We start from the raw sequence: 16,879 nt of genomic DNA, 5'->3' as shown, positions 1-16,879 counted from the left end.
TGTTGCTGTTATTTGCAGTCAAGGATCTAGATCCATCCGCCCCACTGCAAGATGAAAATACCAATGTTGGTGGTGATCGCCGCCATTAGCGTGGTAATCACGATGATCGACGCGGCCAGTTCATGATTGCCGTTGGCCGCCCGCGCCATCACGTAGCTGGCCGCAGCGGTCGGGCTGCCTATGTACAGGAACAGGATGCCCAGCTCCGCCCCGCGAAACCCGCACAACCAGGCCCCAAGGGTGCCGAGCAGCGGCAGCCAGAGCATTTTCACGAGGCTGGCATCGATGGCCAGCCGGCCACAGTTACGCAGCGCTGCCAGCGACAGCGTGCCACCAATACAGATCAGCGCCAGCGGCAGGGTCATCTGTGCCAGGTAGTCGCCTGAGGTCAGCAGCCAGTTGGGCAATGGCACCTGGCCGTAAGCCATCGGCGCGGCCACCAGCACGCTGATGATCAGCGGGTTGCTGAAAATGCTCTTGCAGATGCTCCACGGGTCGGACTTGAGGTCCGGGCTGTACACCGCCAGAACCACCGCTGACAGCGAGTTGTACATGAGGATGACCAGACCTGCGAGTACCGCCCCCAGGGAAATGCCATAGTCACCGTACAGGCTGGCGGCCAGGGCCAGGCCAATCACACCGTTGTTGCCGCGGAAGGCGCCCTGGGTATAGATGCCTCGGTCGGCCATCGGGCTGCGCCAGATGGCCATGCCCCAGGCAATGGCGAAACCGACCAAGGTGGCGACGATGAAATACAGGATGACACCGGGCTTGACCGCTGCGGCCAGGTCGGCGTGGTAGATGCCGAGGAAGAGCAGCGCCGGCATGCAGACGTTGAATACCAGTTGCGAGGCGACGCGGTTGAAGTTGTCGTCGATCAAGTGAATGCGTTTGAGCAGGACGCCCATGAACAGCATGGCGAAAACCGGTGCCGTGATGTTCAGGGTCTGGATAAGAAGGGCGAGCATGCGCAAGCGATCCTGGAGGGGTTGCCGTCAGGCGGCCAATGATACGTCAACGGCTGGGATTTGCGGGGATCAAGCGCGATAAAAGGACATGTCTTTCAGGTTTTCTGCTGCCAGTACCGGCCGCTTTGCACCTAACCCCGCCCCCACAGGTACCACGCCGCGGCTCATCGGTTCACACAAACCTGTCAGCCATTCATGACAATCCCGCAGCAACCCACGCCTTGTTCAGCCGCTTCTCCCGTGCCGACACCGCCAGCGCCATCACCCCTTGGTCACGCTGCCAGATGTGCGCCCAATGCCCCGGCCCTGTCGCCAACGCCGCATCGATCTCCCCCCGCAACGCCTGGAACTGTGCAAACAACCCGCCCAGCAACAAGTGACAACCCGTGCTATCGGCACACTGCCGGCTACCCTCGGCGCAGCCGGCCAACAGCCCAAGCAACTGCAGGCGAAGCCCCTGCGGCCAGGCGCACTCCTGCCCAACGCCATACAACCAAGCGGTCAGCGCCGTGAGCACATACAAATCCTCCAGCGAACGGAACGGCTTCACGTAGGCATCCCAGCCGTCACCGGCCAGCAACTCGCACGATGCCTGCTCCAGCAGCAGTCGGCCGTGCCCGACTTCCGGCATCAGCGGCAGGGTCGGCAATGGCTCCAGTGTCACCCCAGGCTCCCCGGGGTAAACCACCGCCAGGCTCAATTGCGGCGCCGCGCCAGTTGCTTCGCTACGCGCTGCCACCAGCAACCACTCCGCCTCCAGGCCTGCGGTAACGAAGTCTTTGCAGCCCGACAGCCGCAGAGCGTCCAGCCGTGTGTGCATGTCTGCCGGCCGCACGCTGCGCCGCTCGGTGGCACACAAGGCGCCAAGGCTGTGCGGCGCACTGGGCCACAGCACGCGAAGGGCAGCCTGGTAACCCACCAGGAAGGCCAGGCCCGGGGTGGCCATTGCACGCCCACCCAGTACCGCCAATTCGAACGGGGCAACCGGGCCGAGGCGCTCAAGCAGCGCGGCGTAGGTTTCGCCCAGGGTGCCTGTCGGCGCGAGGCGAAGCGGATCGTTGAGTCGTTGCAACCAGGCCATGGAACAGCTCCTTGCTGGAGGGCTTTCAGTTAAGGCTCAGGGTGTGTCACGCAAGCATCACCAAACATTCACAGGGGTGACACTGGGTCTACCTAGGCTGACTTTGCACAACAAAGCCGACCGGCCGCAACCCTTCTTGGCTGGCTTATGGAGACTCGTAATGACTCGGATCGCTACCGCTGGCGACTACAGCACTGAACGCCGTCTGCAAGCCGAACGCCTGGTTGGCGCCGCGGCGCTGCAAGAAGCCCAGGCTCTGCGCTATACCGTATTCAGCGCAGAATTCAAGGCCAGGCTCAAAGGTGCCGAGCAGGGCCTGGACATGGACGACTACGACGTGCACTGCCGCCACATTGGTGTACGCGATCTGAGCACCGGCGAACTGGTTGCCACCACCCGCCTGCTCGATCACCAGGCCGCCAGCAGCCTGGGCCGTTTCTACAGCGAAGAAGAATTCAGCCTGCACGGCCTGTTGCAGCTGCAAGGCCCAATCCTCGAACTGGGCCGTACCTGCGTCGCCCCTGACTACCGCAACGGCGGTACCATCGCCGTGCTCTGGGGCGAACTGGCCGAGGTGCTCAACGAAGGTCGCTACAGCTATCTGATGGGCTGCGCCAGTATCCCCATGCAGGACGGCGGCGTGCAGGCCCATGCAGTGATGCAGCGCCTGCGTGAACGTTACCTGTGCACCGAACACTTGCGTGCCGAGCCGAAGAACCCGCTGCCGAAACTGGCCCTGCCCAATAACGTCATTGCCGAAATGCCCCCGCTGCTCAAGGCCTATATGCGCCTGGGCGCGAAGATTTGCGGCGAGCCATGCTGGGACGAGGATTTCCAGGTGGCAGACGTGTTCATCCTGCTCAAACGCGACGAGCTGTGCCCACGCTACGCCCGCCACTTCAAGGCGGCGGTCTGATGCCGAAGTTGCGGGTACTGGCCCGCCTCATCCGACTGCTGCTGGTGCTGGCGCAAGGCATGCTGATGGCCAGCATTATCGCCTTGGGCGAACGCTTGGGCTTCAAGGCGCCGATCGAACGGCGCCAGCGCTGGACCTGCCTGTTCATGAAGCGCCTGGTCGCCGCCCTGCCCTTCGACGTGAAGGTAGTTGGCGAACTTCCACAGCGACCGATGCTATGGGTCAGCAACCATGTTTCCTGGACCGACATCCCCCTGCTTGGCATGCTCACGCCGCTGTCTTTCCTGTCCAAGGCCGAAGTGCGCCACTGGCCGGTGGCCGGCTGGCTGGCGGAAAAGGCCGGCACGCTGTTCATTCGCCGTGGTGGTGGCGACAGTCAGCGCCTGCGCGAACAGATCGCCGGGCAACTGGGGCTGGCCCGCCCGCTGCTGATATTCCCCGAAGGCACCACTACCAGCGGCCGCACGTTGCGCACCTTTCATGGCCGCCTGCTGGCAGGTGCCATCGACCGTGGCGTGGCAGTGCAGCCAGTCGCTATCCAGTACCTGCGTGATGGCCAGATCGACCCGGTAGCGCCGTTCATTGGTGAGGACGACCTGGTGTCGCACCTGATGCGCCTGTTCGCCCTGCCGCGGGGCGAGGTGTGCATCCACCTCCTGCAGCCAATAGGTAGCGTGGGCAAGGAACGTGCGGTGCTGGCATTGCAGGCACAGCAGGCGATTCACCTGGCGCTGTTTGGGGTTGAGGACGTAGAGATGGCGCCACGTCGACAGGCGCGGGCTGCCTGAATGCGTGTACTGCCTGTTCTGGCCCTTTCGCGGGTGAACCCGCTCCTACACCGAGCGCATTGCCCGTAGGAGCGGGTTTACCCGCGAAGGGGCCAGTATCACCCACACACCTCTAACTGTCAGACATCCGCCCTACCGCCGCAAACGCCTGCAGCTGCGGGTAGAACTCGCGAAAATCCGCCAGCAGCGGCTCATACAGTCGCTCCAGTTCCACCATCACCCCGGCCATCCCCTCAGGCCGTGACAAGCGCCGGGCAATGCCGTTGAACACCTGCTCCAGCGTGTCGAAATCGCCATACGCCCCTAGCCAGTCATCCGCTGCCATGAACGGCGCAATCCGCGCCAGCCGCCCAGGCAGCTCGGGCTCTGCCAGCAATACCCGATAAAACGCGCCAGTGAACTGCTCCAGCGGCTGATCGGCGTAGTTGCCCCAGTGCCGTGCCAGGCAATGGTCGAAAAACACATCCAGGACGATGCCGGCAAAGCGCCGCCGCTCGCGCGGAAAACGTGCCAGAGCCGCCAGCACCAACGGATGCTGGTCAGTGTAACTGTCGATATGCCGGTGCAGCCGGATGGCCGCCTCCAGCGCAGGCGGAAAGCGCCCTTCCAAGGAGCCTTTGACAAAGTCGCCATACAGGCTGCCAAGCAGTTGTTGCGGCGCCGGGCCGCCCAGGTGCAAGTGTGCGAGGTAGTTCATGAGCGCAGTCTAGCATCGCCACCCAGCATATCGTTATAACGCGATATATCGATTCGTGCTCAGCTCAGAACGCCTTCGTATTTGTATATCGGAATTCAGCGAATTATATTTCGGCCTATCGCGATATACCGCTACAACGAGCCTCAAACCATGCCACTCGATCTCGACGAAATCATAAAAGCACTGGCCCACCCGGTCAGGCGAGAAATTCTCAGCTGGCTGAAAGACCCGGCAACCCAGTTTCCGGACCAGTACCACAGCACCGAAAACGGTGTGTGTGCGGGGCAAATCGACCAACGCTGCGGCCTGTCGCAGTCGACCGTCTCTGCCCACCTGGCCACGTTGCAGCGCGCCGGGCTGATCAGCAGCCAGAAGATTGGCCAATGGCACTTCTTCAAACGCGACGAAGCCACCATCCAGGCGTTCCTCGAACAACTGCGCCAAGCACTTTGACAAGGCAGGTAACCACAATGACCACGCTTTTCGATCCGATCAAACTGGGCGACCTGCAACTGCCCAACCGTATCATCATGGCCCCGCTCACCCGCTGCCGTGCCGATGAAGGCCGTGTGCCCAATGCGCTGATGGCCGAATACTACGTACAACGTGCCAGCGCCGGGCTGATCCTCAGCGAGGCCACTTCGGTCAGCCCGATGGGCGTCGGCTACCCAGATACCCCCGGCATCTGGAACGATGAACAGGTACGTGGCTGGAACAATGTGACAAAGGCCGTACATGCCGCGGGCGGTCGCATCTTCCTGCAGCTGTGGCACGTGGGTCGTATCTCCCACCCCAGCTATCTGAATGGCGAACTGCCTGTGGCCCCCAGCGCGATCCAGCCCAAGGGCCATGTGAGCCTGGTGCGCCCGCTGAGTGACTACCCTACCCCGCGGGCGCTGGAAACCGAAGAAATCAACGACATCGTCGAGGCCTACCGCAGTGGTGCCGAAAATGCCAAGGCTGCCGGTTTCGATGGTGTGGAGATCCATGGCGCCAACGGTTACCTGCTCGACCAATTCCTGCAAAGCAGCACCAACCAGCGCACCGACCGTTACGGTGGCTCGCTGGAAAACCGCGCGCGCCTGCTGCTGGAGGTGACCGATGCGGCCATTGAAGTGTGGGGCGCGCAGCGCGTAGGTGTGCACCTGGCACCGCGAGCCGACGCCCATGACATGGGCGACGCCGACCGCGCCGAGACCTTCACCTATGTGGCCCGAGCGCTGGGCAAGCGCGGCATCGCCTTCATCTGCTCGCGGGAGCGGGAAGCCGACGACAGCATCGGGCCGCTGATCAAAGAGGCATTCGGTGGCCCGTACATCGTCAACGAGCGGTTCGACAAGGCCAGTGCCAATGCGGCCCTGGCCAGTGGCAAAGCGGATGCCGTGGCGTTTGGTGTGCCATTCATCGCCAACCCCGACCTGCCGGCACGGCTGGCAGCGGATGCGCCGTTGAACGAGGCACATCCCGAAACCTTCTATGGCAAGGGGCCGGTGGGGTACATCGATTACCCGCGGTTGTAATCAAGATTGCCGGGGCGCAGCTCAATCGGCGTACACCGTACATAGTGGGAGCGGCCTTGTGTCGCGATAGGAGGGCAACGCCCTCCCCTGCGGCGTCACGGCCGAGCGTTGATCTGTTGCTGCAGGTTCTGAATCTGGCTCTGCAGCGTATTCAGGTTACGCGTCATCTGCGCACGGAAGGCATCGAACTCCTGCACCGAAGCACCACTGGATGACGCCGCGGCCGGGCGGTTGTCGACCTGGCTCTTCAACACCAGCATGTCCTGCTGCAGGCTCTGAATCTCAGCGCTTGGGTTGCCCTGTTTCTTCAAGGCCGCCACCTCGCTACCCAAACTCTTGAGCTGGCCGTCCAGCTGGCCGCCATCCACCTGTGAGGCTTTCAGCGCGGCAACCTGCTCGCTCAGGCTCTTGAACTGGGCATCCAGCTTGCCACCATCGACCTGGCCCGAACGCAGCGCCGCCAACTCGCCATTCACCAGCTTCAGTTGCGCCTGCAACTGGCTTTGCAGCTCGGTCACAGCCTTCTGCTGTTCTCGGGTATCGGCCAGCACCTGCTCCAGACGCTTGCCCAGGTCGCCGGTCTGCCCGGCAACACCCTGCTGCAACTGGCGCAGCTGTAGCTTCAATGCCTCACTGCTGGTAGTGGCGCCAGACTCACTGGCCGCCACCTTGCCACTGATCGCCTGAAGGCGGCCAGCCGCCTCTTCACTGATGCGGGCAAAGCTTTCCTGGGTCGCCACCAGTTGCTGCTCCATTAGCGAGATCTGCTGAAAGCTCCACCAACCCAGGCCCGCCAACGCGATGAACGCGGCACCGATCAACGCCCACAACGGCGCCGTGCTAGCCCCGCGGGCGGCTTTCTGGCGGCTGCGCATCACATGCGCCGGCATCAGTTCGTCATCATCAACGGTGCCCGCCCGCAAGGCAGGCACGTCATCAAAGTCATCGTGAGCATGGTTACGCATGGATACATTCAACCGCGGTAGTCACAAAGAGGCACGAGTATAAACCGCCAGCGCGGCGCATTGATGACCATTGTCAGCCGGGCGGCAAATGCTTCCACCAGCCGCAGAATTCATCCAGCGCCGTCCACAGGCTGACCTTGGGTTGGTAGTCCAGGTACTGCCGGGCACGGCTGATATCCAGGGTGAAATCACGGCTCATCACCTGCATCCCCAGGCGCGACAAGGTCGGTTGCGGGCGCCCTGGCCATAACATGCAGGCCGCCTCGTTGAGCGCGGCCAGGCTATAGGCAAGACCATAGGAACGGTAGCGGGTCACCTGGGGAAGCTGCATCTGGCGCATCACGTAGTTGACCACGTCCCACAGCGGCAGTGGCTGGCCGTTGCTTATGTTGTAGGCCTGGCCCAGCGCCCGGTCATCAGCGAACAATGCACTTAGCAGCGCCTCGTTAAGGTTGTGCACACTGGTGAAATCGACCTTGTTCAGGCCGTTGCCGATAATCGCCACACGCCCTTTGCGCTGCATCTGCATCAGCCGCGGGAAGATACTGGCATCGCCCGCACCGGTAACGAAGCGCGGACGCAGCGCCAGCACTTCCAGGCCGAACTCCTGGGCACCGAACACTTTCTGCTCGGCCAGGTACTTGGTTTGCCCATAGTGATCGTGGAAGCGACGCGGTACCTGGTCTTCACGGACGTCCAGACGCGAACGGCCATTGAAGTAAATCGACGGCGAAGACAGATGCACCAGGCGCCGTACGTGCTCTTTCAGGCAGCCCTCGACCACGTTCTCGGTCACCACCACGTTGCCTTGGTAGAAATCCTGATAGCGCCCCCAGTTACCGACCGCGCCAGCGCAATGCACCACGGCTTCGACACCCTGGCACAAACGCCGGGCCAGCTCGGCGTCACCCAGATCACCCGGGATGAACTGTGCGCCACGCTTGACCAGATGCTCGACCCCTTCGGCACGGCGGCCGCTGACGCGCACGTCCAGGCCTTGCTCCAGGGCGAAACGCGCAAAACGCCCGCCAATGAAGCCACTCGCGCCGGTGACCAGAATTCGCATGTAACACTCCGTCTTGCCAGATTTCAGATGCAACTGACGCCAGCCACGGCTACAAGGGCACCAGCCAATGCTGTGCGGTGTGCCGCAGGTGGTCGGTCAGTTGCGCGAGCAATTGCCCGCCATTGCGCCAATGATGCCAGTACAGCGGCACATCGATAGGGGTATCGCGGCAGATTTCCACCAATTGCCCACTGGCCAGTTGCTCCCGGGCCTGCAGTTCGGGCACCAGGCCCCATCCCAACCCGGCCTCGGTCATGCGCAGGAAGCCTTCGGACGAAGGGCACAGGTGGTGCAGGAAACCACCCTCTATGCCCAGCGATGCCAGGTAGCGATGCTGCAGGAAATCGTCCGGGCCGTACACGATCGCTGGCGTACGGGCCAGGCGACTGGCGACAAAACCTTGGGGGAAGTGCCGCGCCATGAACACGGGACTGGCCAATGCCCGGTAGCGCATGGCCCCCAGTGGCAAACTGCGTGCGCCGGCTACCGGCCGCTCGCTCCCACACAGGCAGGCCGCCACTTCGCCGGCACGCATGCGTTTCAGGCCCACTTCCTGGTCCTCAACCACCAGGTCGGTCAGCACGTTCTGTTGTGCGCAGAAGTTGCCCACCGCGCCGGCCCACCAGGTGGCCAGGCTATCGGCGTTGAGGGCGATACGCAGGCGCTCCGGCATGCCCTCTTCATCCAGCGCCGGTACCTGGCGCTGCAGGTCGCGTTCAAGCAGGCGCACCTGCTGCACATGGTTGAGTAGCTGCCGGCCGACTTCGGTCGTGCCGGGCGGCGAGGCACGTACCAACACGGGCTGACCGACCCGCGCCTCAAGCAACTTGATGCGCTGGGAAATGGCCGATTGCGACAAGCCCAGCACCTGCGCCGCACGCTCGAAACCGCCTTGTTCGATCACGGCCGCGAGGGCAGCCAGCAGTTTGTAGTCGAACATCGATTTTCCTAATGGGTGATCAGCTTTATTTGTTTTTCTTATACAGCGCCGAACATCACAATGGCCAGCATCTTCCGTGACCCTTTTTGGAGAGCCCTGCCATGTGGCAAAGCTATCTCAATGGCATGCTAGTGGCCTTCGGCCTGATCATGGCCATCGGCGCCCAGAACGCCTTCGTCCTCGCCCAGAGCCTGCGCCGTGAGCATCACCTGCCGGTGGCAGCGCTGTGCATCGTCTGTGACGCCATCCTCGTGGCCGCCGGGGTATTCGGCCTGGCCACCGTGCTGGCACACAACCCGACCTTGCTGGCAATCGCCCGCTGGGGCGGCGCAGTGTTCCTGATCTGGTACGGCGCCAAGGCGCTGCGCAGTGCCTGCTCCAAGCAGAGCCTGCAGCACCAGCAAGGCCAGGGCGTTCGCTCACGTCGCGCCGTACTGCTCAGCGCCCTGGCGGTGACCCTGCTGAACCCGCACGTGTACCTCGATACGGTGTTGCTGATCGGCTCGCTGGGCGCCCAACAGTCCGCCCCTGGCGCCTACGTGGCCGGTGCGGCCAGCGCTTCGCTGCTGTGGTTCTCGACCCTGGCCATTGGCGCGGCGTGGCTGGCACCGTGGCTGGCGCGGCCTGCGACCTGGCGCATGCTCGACCTGATGGTGGCGGTGATGATGTTCGCGGTGGCGGCACAATTGATCTTCAACTGACCTCGGGGCTTGGTGCAGCATATTCATCGCCTGCCAGATCGAGCGACGCTCGCCCTCACTGGCAACACCAACGCAACGGCGAGCCACTGGTCGGCACAGCCCAACCCCTCCGGAACCTCTATTCCCTATGTTTGTTGCGTGGTTATGCGCCGGGCCCGGTGCTATGATCCAGCCCTTGCGTCGCAAAGAGTACAGACTCGCCGACGCTTATCGGGCCGCCCGTGATCGGCCTTGCGCAAACCGCAAACAGACCTGAATCAGGAGATCCACCATGGCTTTTGAATTGCCGCCGCTGCCGTACGCCCATGATGCCCTGCAGCCGCACATCTCCAAGGAAACCCTGGAGTATCACCACGACAAGCACCACAACACCTATGTCGTGAACCTGAACAACCTGGTCCCAGGCACCGAATTCGAAGGCAAGACCCTGGAAGAGATCGTCAAGAGCTCTTCGGGCGGCATCTTCAACAACGCCGCTCAAGTCTGGAACCACACCTTCTACTGGAACTGCCTGTCGCCAAACGGCGGCGGCCAGCCTACCGGTGCACTGGCTGACGCCATCAACGCCGCTTTCGGTTCCTTCGACAAGTTCAAGGAAGAGTTCACCAAGACTTCGGTTGGCACCTTCGGTTCCGGCTGGGGCTGGCTGGTGAAGAAAGCTGACGGTTCCCTGGCCCTGGCCAGCACCATCGGCGCCGGCTGCCCACTGACCAGCGGCGACACCCCGCTGCTGACCTGCGACGTCTGGGAACACGCCTACTACATCGACTACCGCAACCTGCGTCCGAAGTACGTCGAGGCGTTCTGGAACCTGGTCAACTGGGCCTTCGTTGCCGAGCAGTTCGAAGGCAAGACCTTCAAGGCCTGAGTCATTCGGCCTTGAACGAGAAACCCGGCCATGTGCCGGGTTTTTTTGTGCCTGTGTTGCCGCAAACAGGCTGGCACGGTTTTGCTTGCTCAGCCCGCATAGCGCGCTAACATCAAACCTCTGGAAGATTGATACAGCGCATTCAAGTTGCGGGGTCAGGCAACCGATACACTGCTCATGATCGGCCGGTAGTGTATCGTCATCGTTGATGGCAAAATGATGCCATGCGCATGGATTAAGGAAACCCCATTGAAGCTGGAATTGCGGAACAGCTTGTCGGTCAAGTTGCTCAGGGTCGTGCTGCTGTCGGCGTTGGCGGTTGGCGTCGTGCTCAGCTGTGCGCAAATCGTCTATGACACCTACAAGACCCGCCAGGCCGTGGACAACGATGCCCAGCGCATCCTCGACATGTTCCGCGATCCCTCGACCCAGGCGGTTTACAGCCTCGACCGTGAAATGGGCATGCAGGTCATGGAAGGCCTGTTCCAGGACGAATCAGTGCGCATGGCCTCCATTGGCCACCCCAACGAAACCATGCTGGCAGAAAAGTCCCGCCCGCTGCAGGACATGTCCATGCGCTGGCTCACCGACCTCATCCTCGGCCAGGAGCGCACCTACACCACACAACTGGTCGGCCGTGGCCCTTACAGCGAATACTACGGCGACCTCAGCATTACCCTCGATACCTCCTCCTACGGCAAAGATTTCCTGATCAACGCGGTGATCATCTTCATATCCGGCGTGCTGCGGGCCATGGCCATGGGCCTGGTGCTTTACCTGGTCTACCACTGGCTGCTGACCAAACCGCTGTCGAAGATCATCGAGCACCTCACCCAGATCAACCCTGACCGCCCCAGCCAGCACCAGATACCGCTGCTCAAGGGCCACGAGAAAAACGAACTGGGCCTGTGGGTGAACACCGCCAACCAGTTGCTGGCCTCGATCGAGCGCAACACCCATCTGCGCCATGAGGCGGAAAACAGCCTGCAGCGCATGGCCCAGTACGACTTCCTCACCGGCCTGCCCAACCGCCAGCAACTGCAGCAGCAACTGGACAAGATCCTCGTCGACGGCGGCCGTCTGCAGCACCGTGTGGCAGTGCTGTGCGTTGGCCTGGACGACTTCAAGGGTATCAACGAACAGTTCAGCTACCAGGTCGGTGACCAGTTGCTGCTGGCCCTGGCCGATCGACTACGCGCCCACAGCGGCCGCCTGGGCGCTCTGGCGCGGCTGGGCGGCGACCAGTTCGCCCTGGTACAGGCCAATATCGAGCAGCCCTACGAGGCTGCCGAACTGGCGCAAAGCATCCTTGATGACCTGGAAGTACCGTTCGACCTCGACCACGAGCAAATCCGCCTGCGCGCGACCATCGGCATCACCCTGTTCCCCGAAGACGGTGACAGCACCGAAAAACTGCTGCAGAAAGCCGAACAGACCATGACCCTGGCCAAGGCCCGCTCGCGCAACCGCTACCAGTTCTATATCGCCAGCGTCGACAGCGAGATGCGTCGCCGTCGCGAACTGGAAAAGGACCTGCGTGAAGCCCTGCCCCGCAACCAGCTTTACCTGGTGTATCAGCCACAGATCAGCTACCGCGACCACCGGGTAGTTGGCGTAGAGGCCCTGCTGCGCTGGCAGCACCCGGAACTGGGCATGGTGCCACCCGACCAGTTCATCCCCCTGGCCGAGCAGAACGGCAGCATCATCAGCATCGGCGAATGGGTGCTTGACCAGGCCTGCCGGCAACTGCGCGAATGGCACGACCAAGGCTTCAGCGACCTGCGCATGGCGGTCAACCTGTCTACCGTGCAACTGCACCACAGCGAGCTGCCACGGGTGGTCAACAACCTGCTGCAAGCCTATCGCCTACCACCGCGCAGCCTGGAACTGGAAGTCACCGAAACCGGCCTGATGGAAGACATCAGCACCGCCGCCCAGCACCTGTTGAGCCTGCGCCGCTCCGGGGCGCTGATTGCCATCGACGACTTCGGCACCGGCTACTCGTCCCTCAGCTACCTGAAGTCGCTGCCACTGGACAAGATCAAGATCGACAAGAGCTTCGTTCAGGACCTGCTCGACGATGATGACGACGCCACCATCGTTCGCGCCATCATCCAGCTGGGCAAGAGCCTGGGGATGCAGGTCATCGCCGAGGGCGTGGAGACGGCCGAGCAGGAAACCTACATCGTTGCCCAGGGTTGCCACGAGGGCCAGGGCTACCACTACAGCAAGCCCCTTTCGGCCCGTGAACTGACCCACTTCCTCAAACAAGCGCAACGCAACCGGGTTTCGGTGTCCTGAGGCCACCTGCCCGGTTACAGGCCGTGCCCCTGATTTACATGAATTGCGCGCCCGCCCCTTTACAGCAAATGCAAATCTTTCGCATGATGTTGTAGTTTTGCGTGCCACGGCGCACGGTCCACCCCTTTGGTCCAACCACACGATGCAGGAAAACCAATAATGATTCGAATGCCTCTGGCCTCCGCCAGTCTGCTGGCCATTGCCATCGCCCTCGCCGGTTGCGGTGAAGGCAAGGACGAAAAAGCCGCCGCGCCGCAAGCCCAGGCACCTGCTGCCGCCACCACCGCTGTTGCGCCAGGGGCTGTCGACGAAGCCGCCGGCAAAGCCGTGGTCAAGCATTACACCGACATGGTCTACGCCGTGTACAGCGACTCGCTGAGCACTGCCAAGACGCTGCAGAGCGCAGTCGACGCGTTCCTGGCCAAGCCCAACGACGAAACCCTGAAAGCCGCCAAGGAAGCCTGGTTCGCCGCGCGCGTACCGTACCTGCAGAGCGAAACCTTCCGCTTTGGCAACACCATCATCGACGACTGGGAAGGTCAGGTGAACGCCTGGCCCCTGGACGAAGGCCTGATCGACTACGTCGACAAGAGCTACGAGCACGCCTTGGGCAACCCGGGGGCCAGCGCCAACATCATCGCCAACACCGAGATCCAGGTGGGCGAAGAGAAGGTCGACGTCAAGGACATCACCCCCGAAAAACTGGCTAGCCTGAACGAGCTGGCTGGCTCCGAGGCCAACGTTGCCACGGGCTATCACGCCATCGAATTCCTGCTCTGGGGCCAGGACCTGAACGGCACCGGCCCTGGCGCTGGCAACCGCCCGGCATCCGACTACCTGGAAGGCCAGGGCGCCACCGGCGGCCACAACGACCGCCGCCGCGCCTACCTCAAAGCGGTTACCGACCTGCTGGTCACCGACCTCGAAGAGATGGTCGGCAACTGGGCACCGAACGTCGCCGACAACTACCGCGCCAAGCTGGAAGCCGAGCCTGTCAACGACGGCCTGCGTAAGATGCTGTTCGGCATGGGCAGCCTGTCGCTGGGCGAACTGGCTGGCGAGCGCATGAAAGTTTCGCTGGAAGCCAACTCGCCAGAAGACGAGCAAGACTGCTTCAGCGACAACACTCACTATTCGCACTTCTACGACGCCAAGGGCATCCGCAACGTCTACCTGGGCGAGTACACCCGCCCGGACGGCACCAAGCTGACCGGCCCTAGCCTGTCGTCGCTGGTCGCCAAGGTTGACCCGGCCGCCGATGCAGCCCTCAAGGCCGATCTGGAAGCCACCGAGGCCAAGCTTCAGGTGATCGTCGACCACGCCCTCAAAGGCGAGCACTACGACCAGCTGATCGCCGCCGACAACGCTGCCGGCAACCAGATCGTGCGTGACGCCATCGCCTCCCTGGTCAAGCAGACCGGCTCGATCGAGCAGGCCGCGGGCAAGCTGGGCATTGCCAACCTGAACCCGGACACTGCGGATCACGAGTTCTGATCCTGCTGTAGCGCTTCATCGAAAACGCCCGGCCTTGTGCCGGGCGTTTTCGTTTGCTGCCGGGTAAAACGCTTCCCGCTGCCTGGCGTGCACGCAGATGCTCATCCTGTAGGCCTTCGATCAAAGCTAACAGGAGGCACAGTGCTGCAGATTCTTGATGTCTGGGGCGAAGGCCGAATCGTCCAGCGCATGAATGGGGAAGACCTCATCACCGGATTCAACGATGCGTACAACCTGAACAAGGCTGGCCAGCTCATCTCCAACGGGCCGTTCGCTGGTGGGCACATTCCCAACCTCATTGTCGTATACGAATACGATGCTCCGGACTTTCCCCTCGACGACCATGCAGTCCCTCACGTGACGCTGATGGGCGCTCCGATCACCCGGCATGTGGCCGAGGAAATGTGCCGGGTAGTCGCCCGCCCCGGCAAGATCTACCTGTACGACCCCAACGAAACTGACCGCCGTATGTTCGAGGCAGTCGCCATTGACCAAGGGATGCAACTGCTCGGACGCTTTCATCCCGCCGAGCTCGACCCTCCGTTCAACGAAATCACTTTGCTCGCGGCTTATGTCTATCGCGCCCCGACCAGCCCGTTGCCACGCCCGAAAACTGAACATTGAAAGGAAAACACTACATGGCCAACGTCACCTACTTGCGCTCCATCGCCAATAACACGCCTTATACCCTGACCCTGATCGACGGTGAAAACCGCAGCAACAGCCTGGCAGTCGGCGCCCAGCACGTCTGGAATGGCTCGCTGGCCATCCCGTGGATCGGCAGATCGACTGAGAACCACAAGGCCTTGCGCCTGATCCTCGGCCCGTCTGCCGACACCAGCATCTGGTTATTCCAGGATTACTGGCAACCTGCACACATGGACGCGGTCAAGTGCATTACCGCCTCCTCCATGGAATACACCAGCGAAGACGTCATCGAAGTCATCGGCGATAATCGCGGTGGCGGCAACAAGAACCTGATCGTCAACCTGGTCAACCGACACTTCATGCTCTATATGGCCTGAGCAACCGCGCTGGCAGCGATTTCATCAAGCAAACGCAAATTGCTCTTATTCAATGATCCTGGGCCTGCTAAGCTGCACGCCGGTTTTTCGCTCACGCCCAGGATTCTCGATGTCCTTGTCGCTGTCCCGACTCCTTCCCTTGCTGCTGGCCTTGGCCTTGGCCGCCTGTGACGACGCCCCGCGTTTCACTCACGCCGAGCCCGGCGAAGCGTTGTCGGGTGGCCAGGCGACCGTGCAGCGCAGCGACCGCAATGCCTATTCCCTGCCCTCGGCCAACCTCTCGCCAGCGCTGCGCCTGGACTTCGCCGTTGGCAACAGTTTCTTTCGCAACCCCTGGGTGATCGCGCCGTCAACCACCACCGCGCGTGATGGTCTGGGCCCGCTGTTCAATACCAACGCCTGTCAGAACTGCCACGTGCGCGATGGCCGTGGCCACCCGCCAGAGCCGGGCGACGTCAACGCGGTGGGTATGCTGGTACGCCTGTCGATCCCCGACCAACCCTACCTGGCCAAAGTGATCGAGCGCCTCGGCGTGGTGCCAGAACCTGTCTACGGTACCCAGTTGCAGGACATGGCCATTCCCGGCGTGGCGCCCGAAGGCAAGGTGCGGGTGAGCTACACCCGCGAAACCGTGTCATTCAAGGACGGCCATCAGGTCGAGTTGCGCAAGCCAGCCCTGCAAATCACCCAGCTCGGCTATGGAGTGATGCACCCCGACACGCGCTTTTCTGCGCGGGTGGCACCACCGATGATCGGCCTGGGCCTGCTTGAAGCGATCCCCGAAGCCGACCTGCTGGCCAACGAAGACCCGGACGACCGTAACCGCGATGGCATCCGCGGGCGGGCCAACCGTGTGTGGGACGACGCCCAGGGCAAAACAGTGATCGGCCGCTTCGGCTGGAAAGCCGGGCAGCCCAACGTCAACCAGCAGAACGTGCACGCCTTTGCCGGCGACATGGGCCTGACCAGCACCCTGCTGCCCAACGACGATTGCACTCCGGCACAAACCGACTGCCTGGCTGCGCCCAACGGCGACGGTGCCGATGGCGAGAAAGAAGTCAGCGACAACATCCTGCGCCTGGTCACGTTCTACACCCGCAACCTGGCGGTGCCGGCCCGCCGCGACGTCGGCTCGCCACAGGTGCTGGCGGGCAAGAACCTGTTCTACCAGGCGGGTTGCCAAGGTTGCCACACACCGCAGTTCACCACCGCCGCCGACGCCACCGAACCCGCATTGGCCAACCAGGTCATCCGCCCCTACAGCGACCTGCTGCTGCATGACATGGGCCCGGGGCTGGCCGACGAGCGCACCGAATTCGCCGCCAACGGCCAGGACTGGCGTACGCCGCCACTGTGGGGCATCGGCCTGAGCGAAACGGTCAGCGGCCATAGCCAGTTCCTGCATGACGGCCGCGCCCGCAACCTGCTTGAGGCCGTGCTGTGGCACGGTGGCGAAGCCGAGGCGGCACGCAATTTCGTACTCACTTTCGATGCCGAGCAGCGCGCTGCGTTGCTCGCGTTCCTGAACTCACTTTAAACGCGCAAAGGA

Annotated in this window: 17 protein-coding genes; 11 read left to right on the top strand and 6 right to left on the bottom strand. The window is 62.5% G+C overall.

Features of this window, described 5'->3' with window-relative positions:
• Positions 1–26 precede the first annotated feature (26 nt).
• Both BJQ17_RS20675 and BJQ17_RS20670 read right to left on the bottom strand, forming a co-directional pair.
• Entirely contained in the window at positions 27–968 is a 942-nt protein-coding gene (locus BJQ17_RS20675; protein WP_012051304.1) for an AEC family transporter, read from the bottom strand.
• 193 nt (positions 969–1,161) lie between these two features.
• On the bottom strand, positions 1,162–2,049 hold the full coding sequence (locus tag BJQ17_RS20670) for an acyl-CoA dehydrogenase (protein WP_070096576.1): 888 nt from the start codon (positions 2,047–2,049) through the stop codon (positions 1,162–1,164).
• 160 nt (positions 2,050–2,209) lie between these two features.
• Here BJQ17_RS20670 and olsB point away from each other — a divergent pair, with 160 nt between their 5' ends.
• Together olsB and BJQ17_RS20660 are read left to right on the top strand one after the other, a co-directional pair.
• A complete protein-coding gene (gene olsB, locus BJQ17_RS20665) occupies positions 2,210–2,965 on the top strand; it encodes an L-ornithine N(alpha)-acyltransferase (protein WP_019750548.1) in 756 nt (251 codons plus the stop codon).
• Entirely contained in the window at positions 2,965–3,753 is a 789-nt protein-coding gene (locus BJQ17_RS20660; protein ID WP_003255176.1) for a lysophospholipid acyltransferase family protein, read from the top strand. The genes olsB and BJQ17_RS20660 overlap by 1 nt, the downstream gene beginning before the upstream one ends.
• A 112-nt stretch (positions 3,754–3,865) precedes the next feature.
• On the opposite strand, the gene BJQ17_RS20655 is transcribed toward BJQ17_RS20660, so the two are convergent.
• Positions 3,866–4,450, bottom strand: a complete 585-nt coding sequence (locus tag BJQ17_RS20655) for an ACP phosphodiesterase (RefSeq protein ID WP_004574459.1) — start codon at positions 4,448–4,450, stop codon at positions 3,866–3,868.
• Between the two features lie 150 nt (positions 4,451–4,600).
• Here BJQ17_RS20655 and BJQ17_RS20650 point away from each other — a divergent pair, with 150 nt between their 5' ends.
• Both BJQ17_RS20650 and BJQ17_RS20645 read left to right on the top strand, forming a co-directional pair.
• Positions 4,601–4,903 (top strand): helix-turn-helix transcriptional regulator, encoded by a 303-nt coding sequence (locus BJQ17_RS20650; protein WP_003255178.1) that lies wholly within the window; start codon positions 4,601–4,603, stop codon positions 4,901–4,903.
• A 17-nt stretch (positions 4,904–4,920) separates the two neighbouring features.
• Positions 4,921–5,970: an alkene reductase gene (locus BJQ17_RS20645; RefSeq protein ID WP_047604985.1), complete on the top strand. Its 1,050-nt coding sequence runs from the start codon at positions 4,921–4,923 to the stop codon at positions 5,968–5,970.
• 95 nt (positions 5,971–6,065) lie between these two features.
• Here the strand turns inward: BJQ17_RS20645 and BJQ17_RS20640 are convergent, their stop codons facing one another.
• From BJQ17_RS20640 to BJQ17_RS20630, 3 genes are all read right to left on the bottom strand, one after another.
• Positions 6,066–6,935, bottom strand: a complete 870-nt coding sequence (locus BJQ17_RS20640; RefSeq protein WP_003255181.1) for a hypothetical protein — start codon at positions 6,933–6,935, stop codon at positions 6,066–6,068.
• A 73-nt stretch (positions 6,936–7,008) separates the two neighbouring features.
• Positions 7,009–8,001, bottom strand: coding sequence for an NAD(P)-dependent oxidoreductase (locus BJQ17_RS20635; RefSeq protein WP_003255182.1), 993 nt, complete (start codon positions 7,999–8,001; stop codon positions 7,009–7,011).
• Positions 8,002–8,050: 49 nt separating this feature from the next.
• Positions 8,051–8,941 carry a LysR family transcriptional regulator ArgP gene (locus BJQ17_RS20630; protein ID WP_003255184.1) on the bottom strand — a complete coding sequence of 297 codons (891 nt, stop codon included), beginning with the start codon at positions 8,939–8,941 and terminating at the stop codon, positions 8,051–8,053.
• Positions 8,942–9,042: 101 nt separating this feature from the next.
• On the opposite strand from BJQ17_RS20630, the gene BJQ17_RS20625 reads away from it, so the two are divergent.
• The 7 genes from BJQ17_RS20625 to BJQ17_RS20595 all read left to right on the top strand — a co-directional run bounded on the left by BJQ17_RS20625 (position 9,043) and on the right by BJQ17_RS20595 (position 16,867).
• Positions 9,043–9,642, top strand: coding sequence for a LysE/ArgO family amino acid transporter (locus tag BJQ17_RS20625; protein ID WP_003255185.1), 600 nt, complete (start codon positions 9,043–9,045; stop codon positions 9,640–9,642).
• A 271-nt stretch (positions 9,643–9,913) separates the two neighbouring features.
• Entirely contained in the window at positions 9,914–10,510 is a 597-nt protein-coding gene (locus tag BJQ17_RS20620) for a superoxide dismutase (protein ID WP_003255187.1), read from the top strand.
• 249 nt (positions 10,511–10,759) lie between these two features.
• Positions 10,760–12,811 carry a bifunctional diguanylate cyclase/phosphodiesterase gene (locus BJQ17_RS20615; protein ID WP_003255193.1) on the top strand — a complete coding sequence of 684 codons (2,052 nt, stop codon included), beginning with the start codon at positions 10,760–10,762 and terminating at the stop codon, positions 12,809–12,811.
• Between the two features lie 159 nt (positions 12,812–12,970).
• Positions 12,971–14,305 carry an imelysin family protein gene (locus BJQ17_RS20610; RefSeq protein WP_019750543.1) on the top strand — a complete coding sequence of 445 codons (1,335 nt, stop codon included), beginning with the start codon at positions 12,971–12,973 and terminating at the stop codon, positions 14,303–14,305.
• Positions 14,306–14,446: 141 nt separating this feature from the next.
• A complete protein-coding gene (locus BJQ17_RS20605; RefSeq protein WP_003255196.1) occupies positions 14,447–14,929 on the top strand; it encodes a hypothetical protein in 483 nt (160 codons plus the stop codon).
• A 14-nt stretch (positions 14,930–14,943) separates the two neighbouring features.
• Complete coding sequence (locus BJQ17_RS20600) at positions 14,944–15,330, top strand: hypothetical protein (protein WP_003255197.1); 387 nt, start codon at positions 14,944–14,946, stop codon at positions 15,328–15,330.
• Between the two features lie 109 nt (positions 15,331–15,439).
• Positions 15,440–16,867 (top strand): di-heme oxidoredictase family protein, encoded by a 1,428-nt coding sequence (locus tag BJQ17_RS20595; protein WP_070096575.1) that lies wholly within the window; start codon positions 15,440–15,442, stop codon positions 16,865–16,867.
• Positions 16,868–16,879: the final 12 nt, after the last annotated feature.

Origin of the sequence: Pseudomonas sp. NBRC 111139 (assembly GCF_001753955.1) — a bacterium.
Lineage (GTDB): Bacteria > Pseudomonadota > Gammaproteobacteria > Pseudomonadales > Pseudomonadaceae > Aquipseudomonas > Aquipseudomonas alloputida.
Note: the sequence above shows the minus strand (reverse complement) of the source record. Positions and strands in the feature narration are given on the sequence as shown.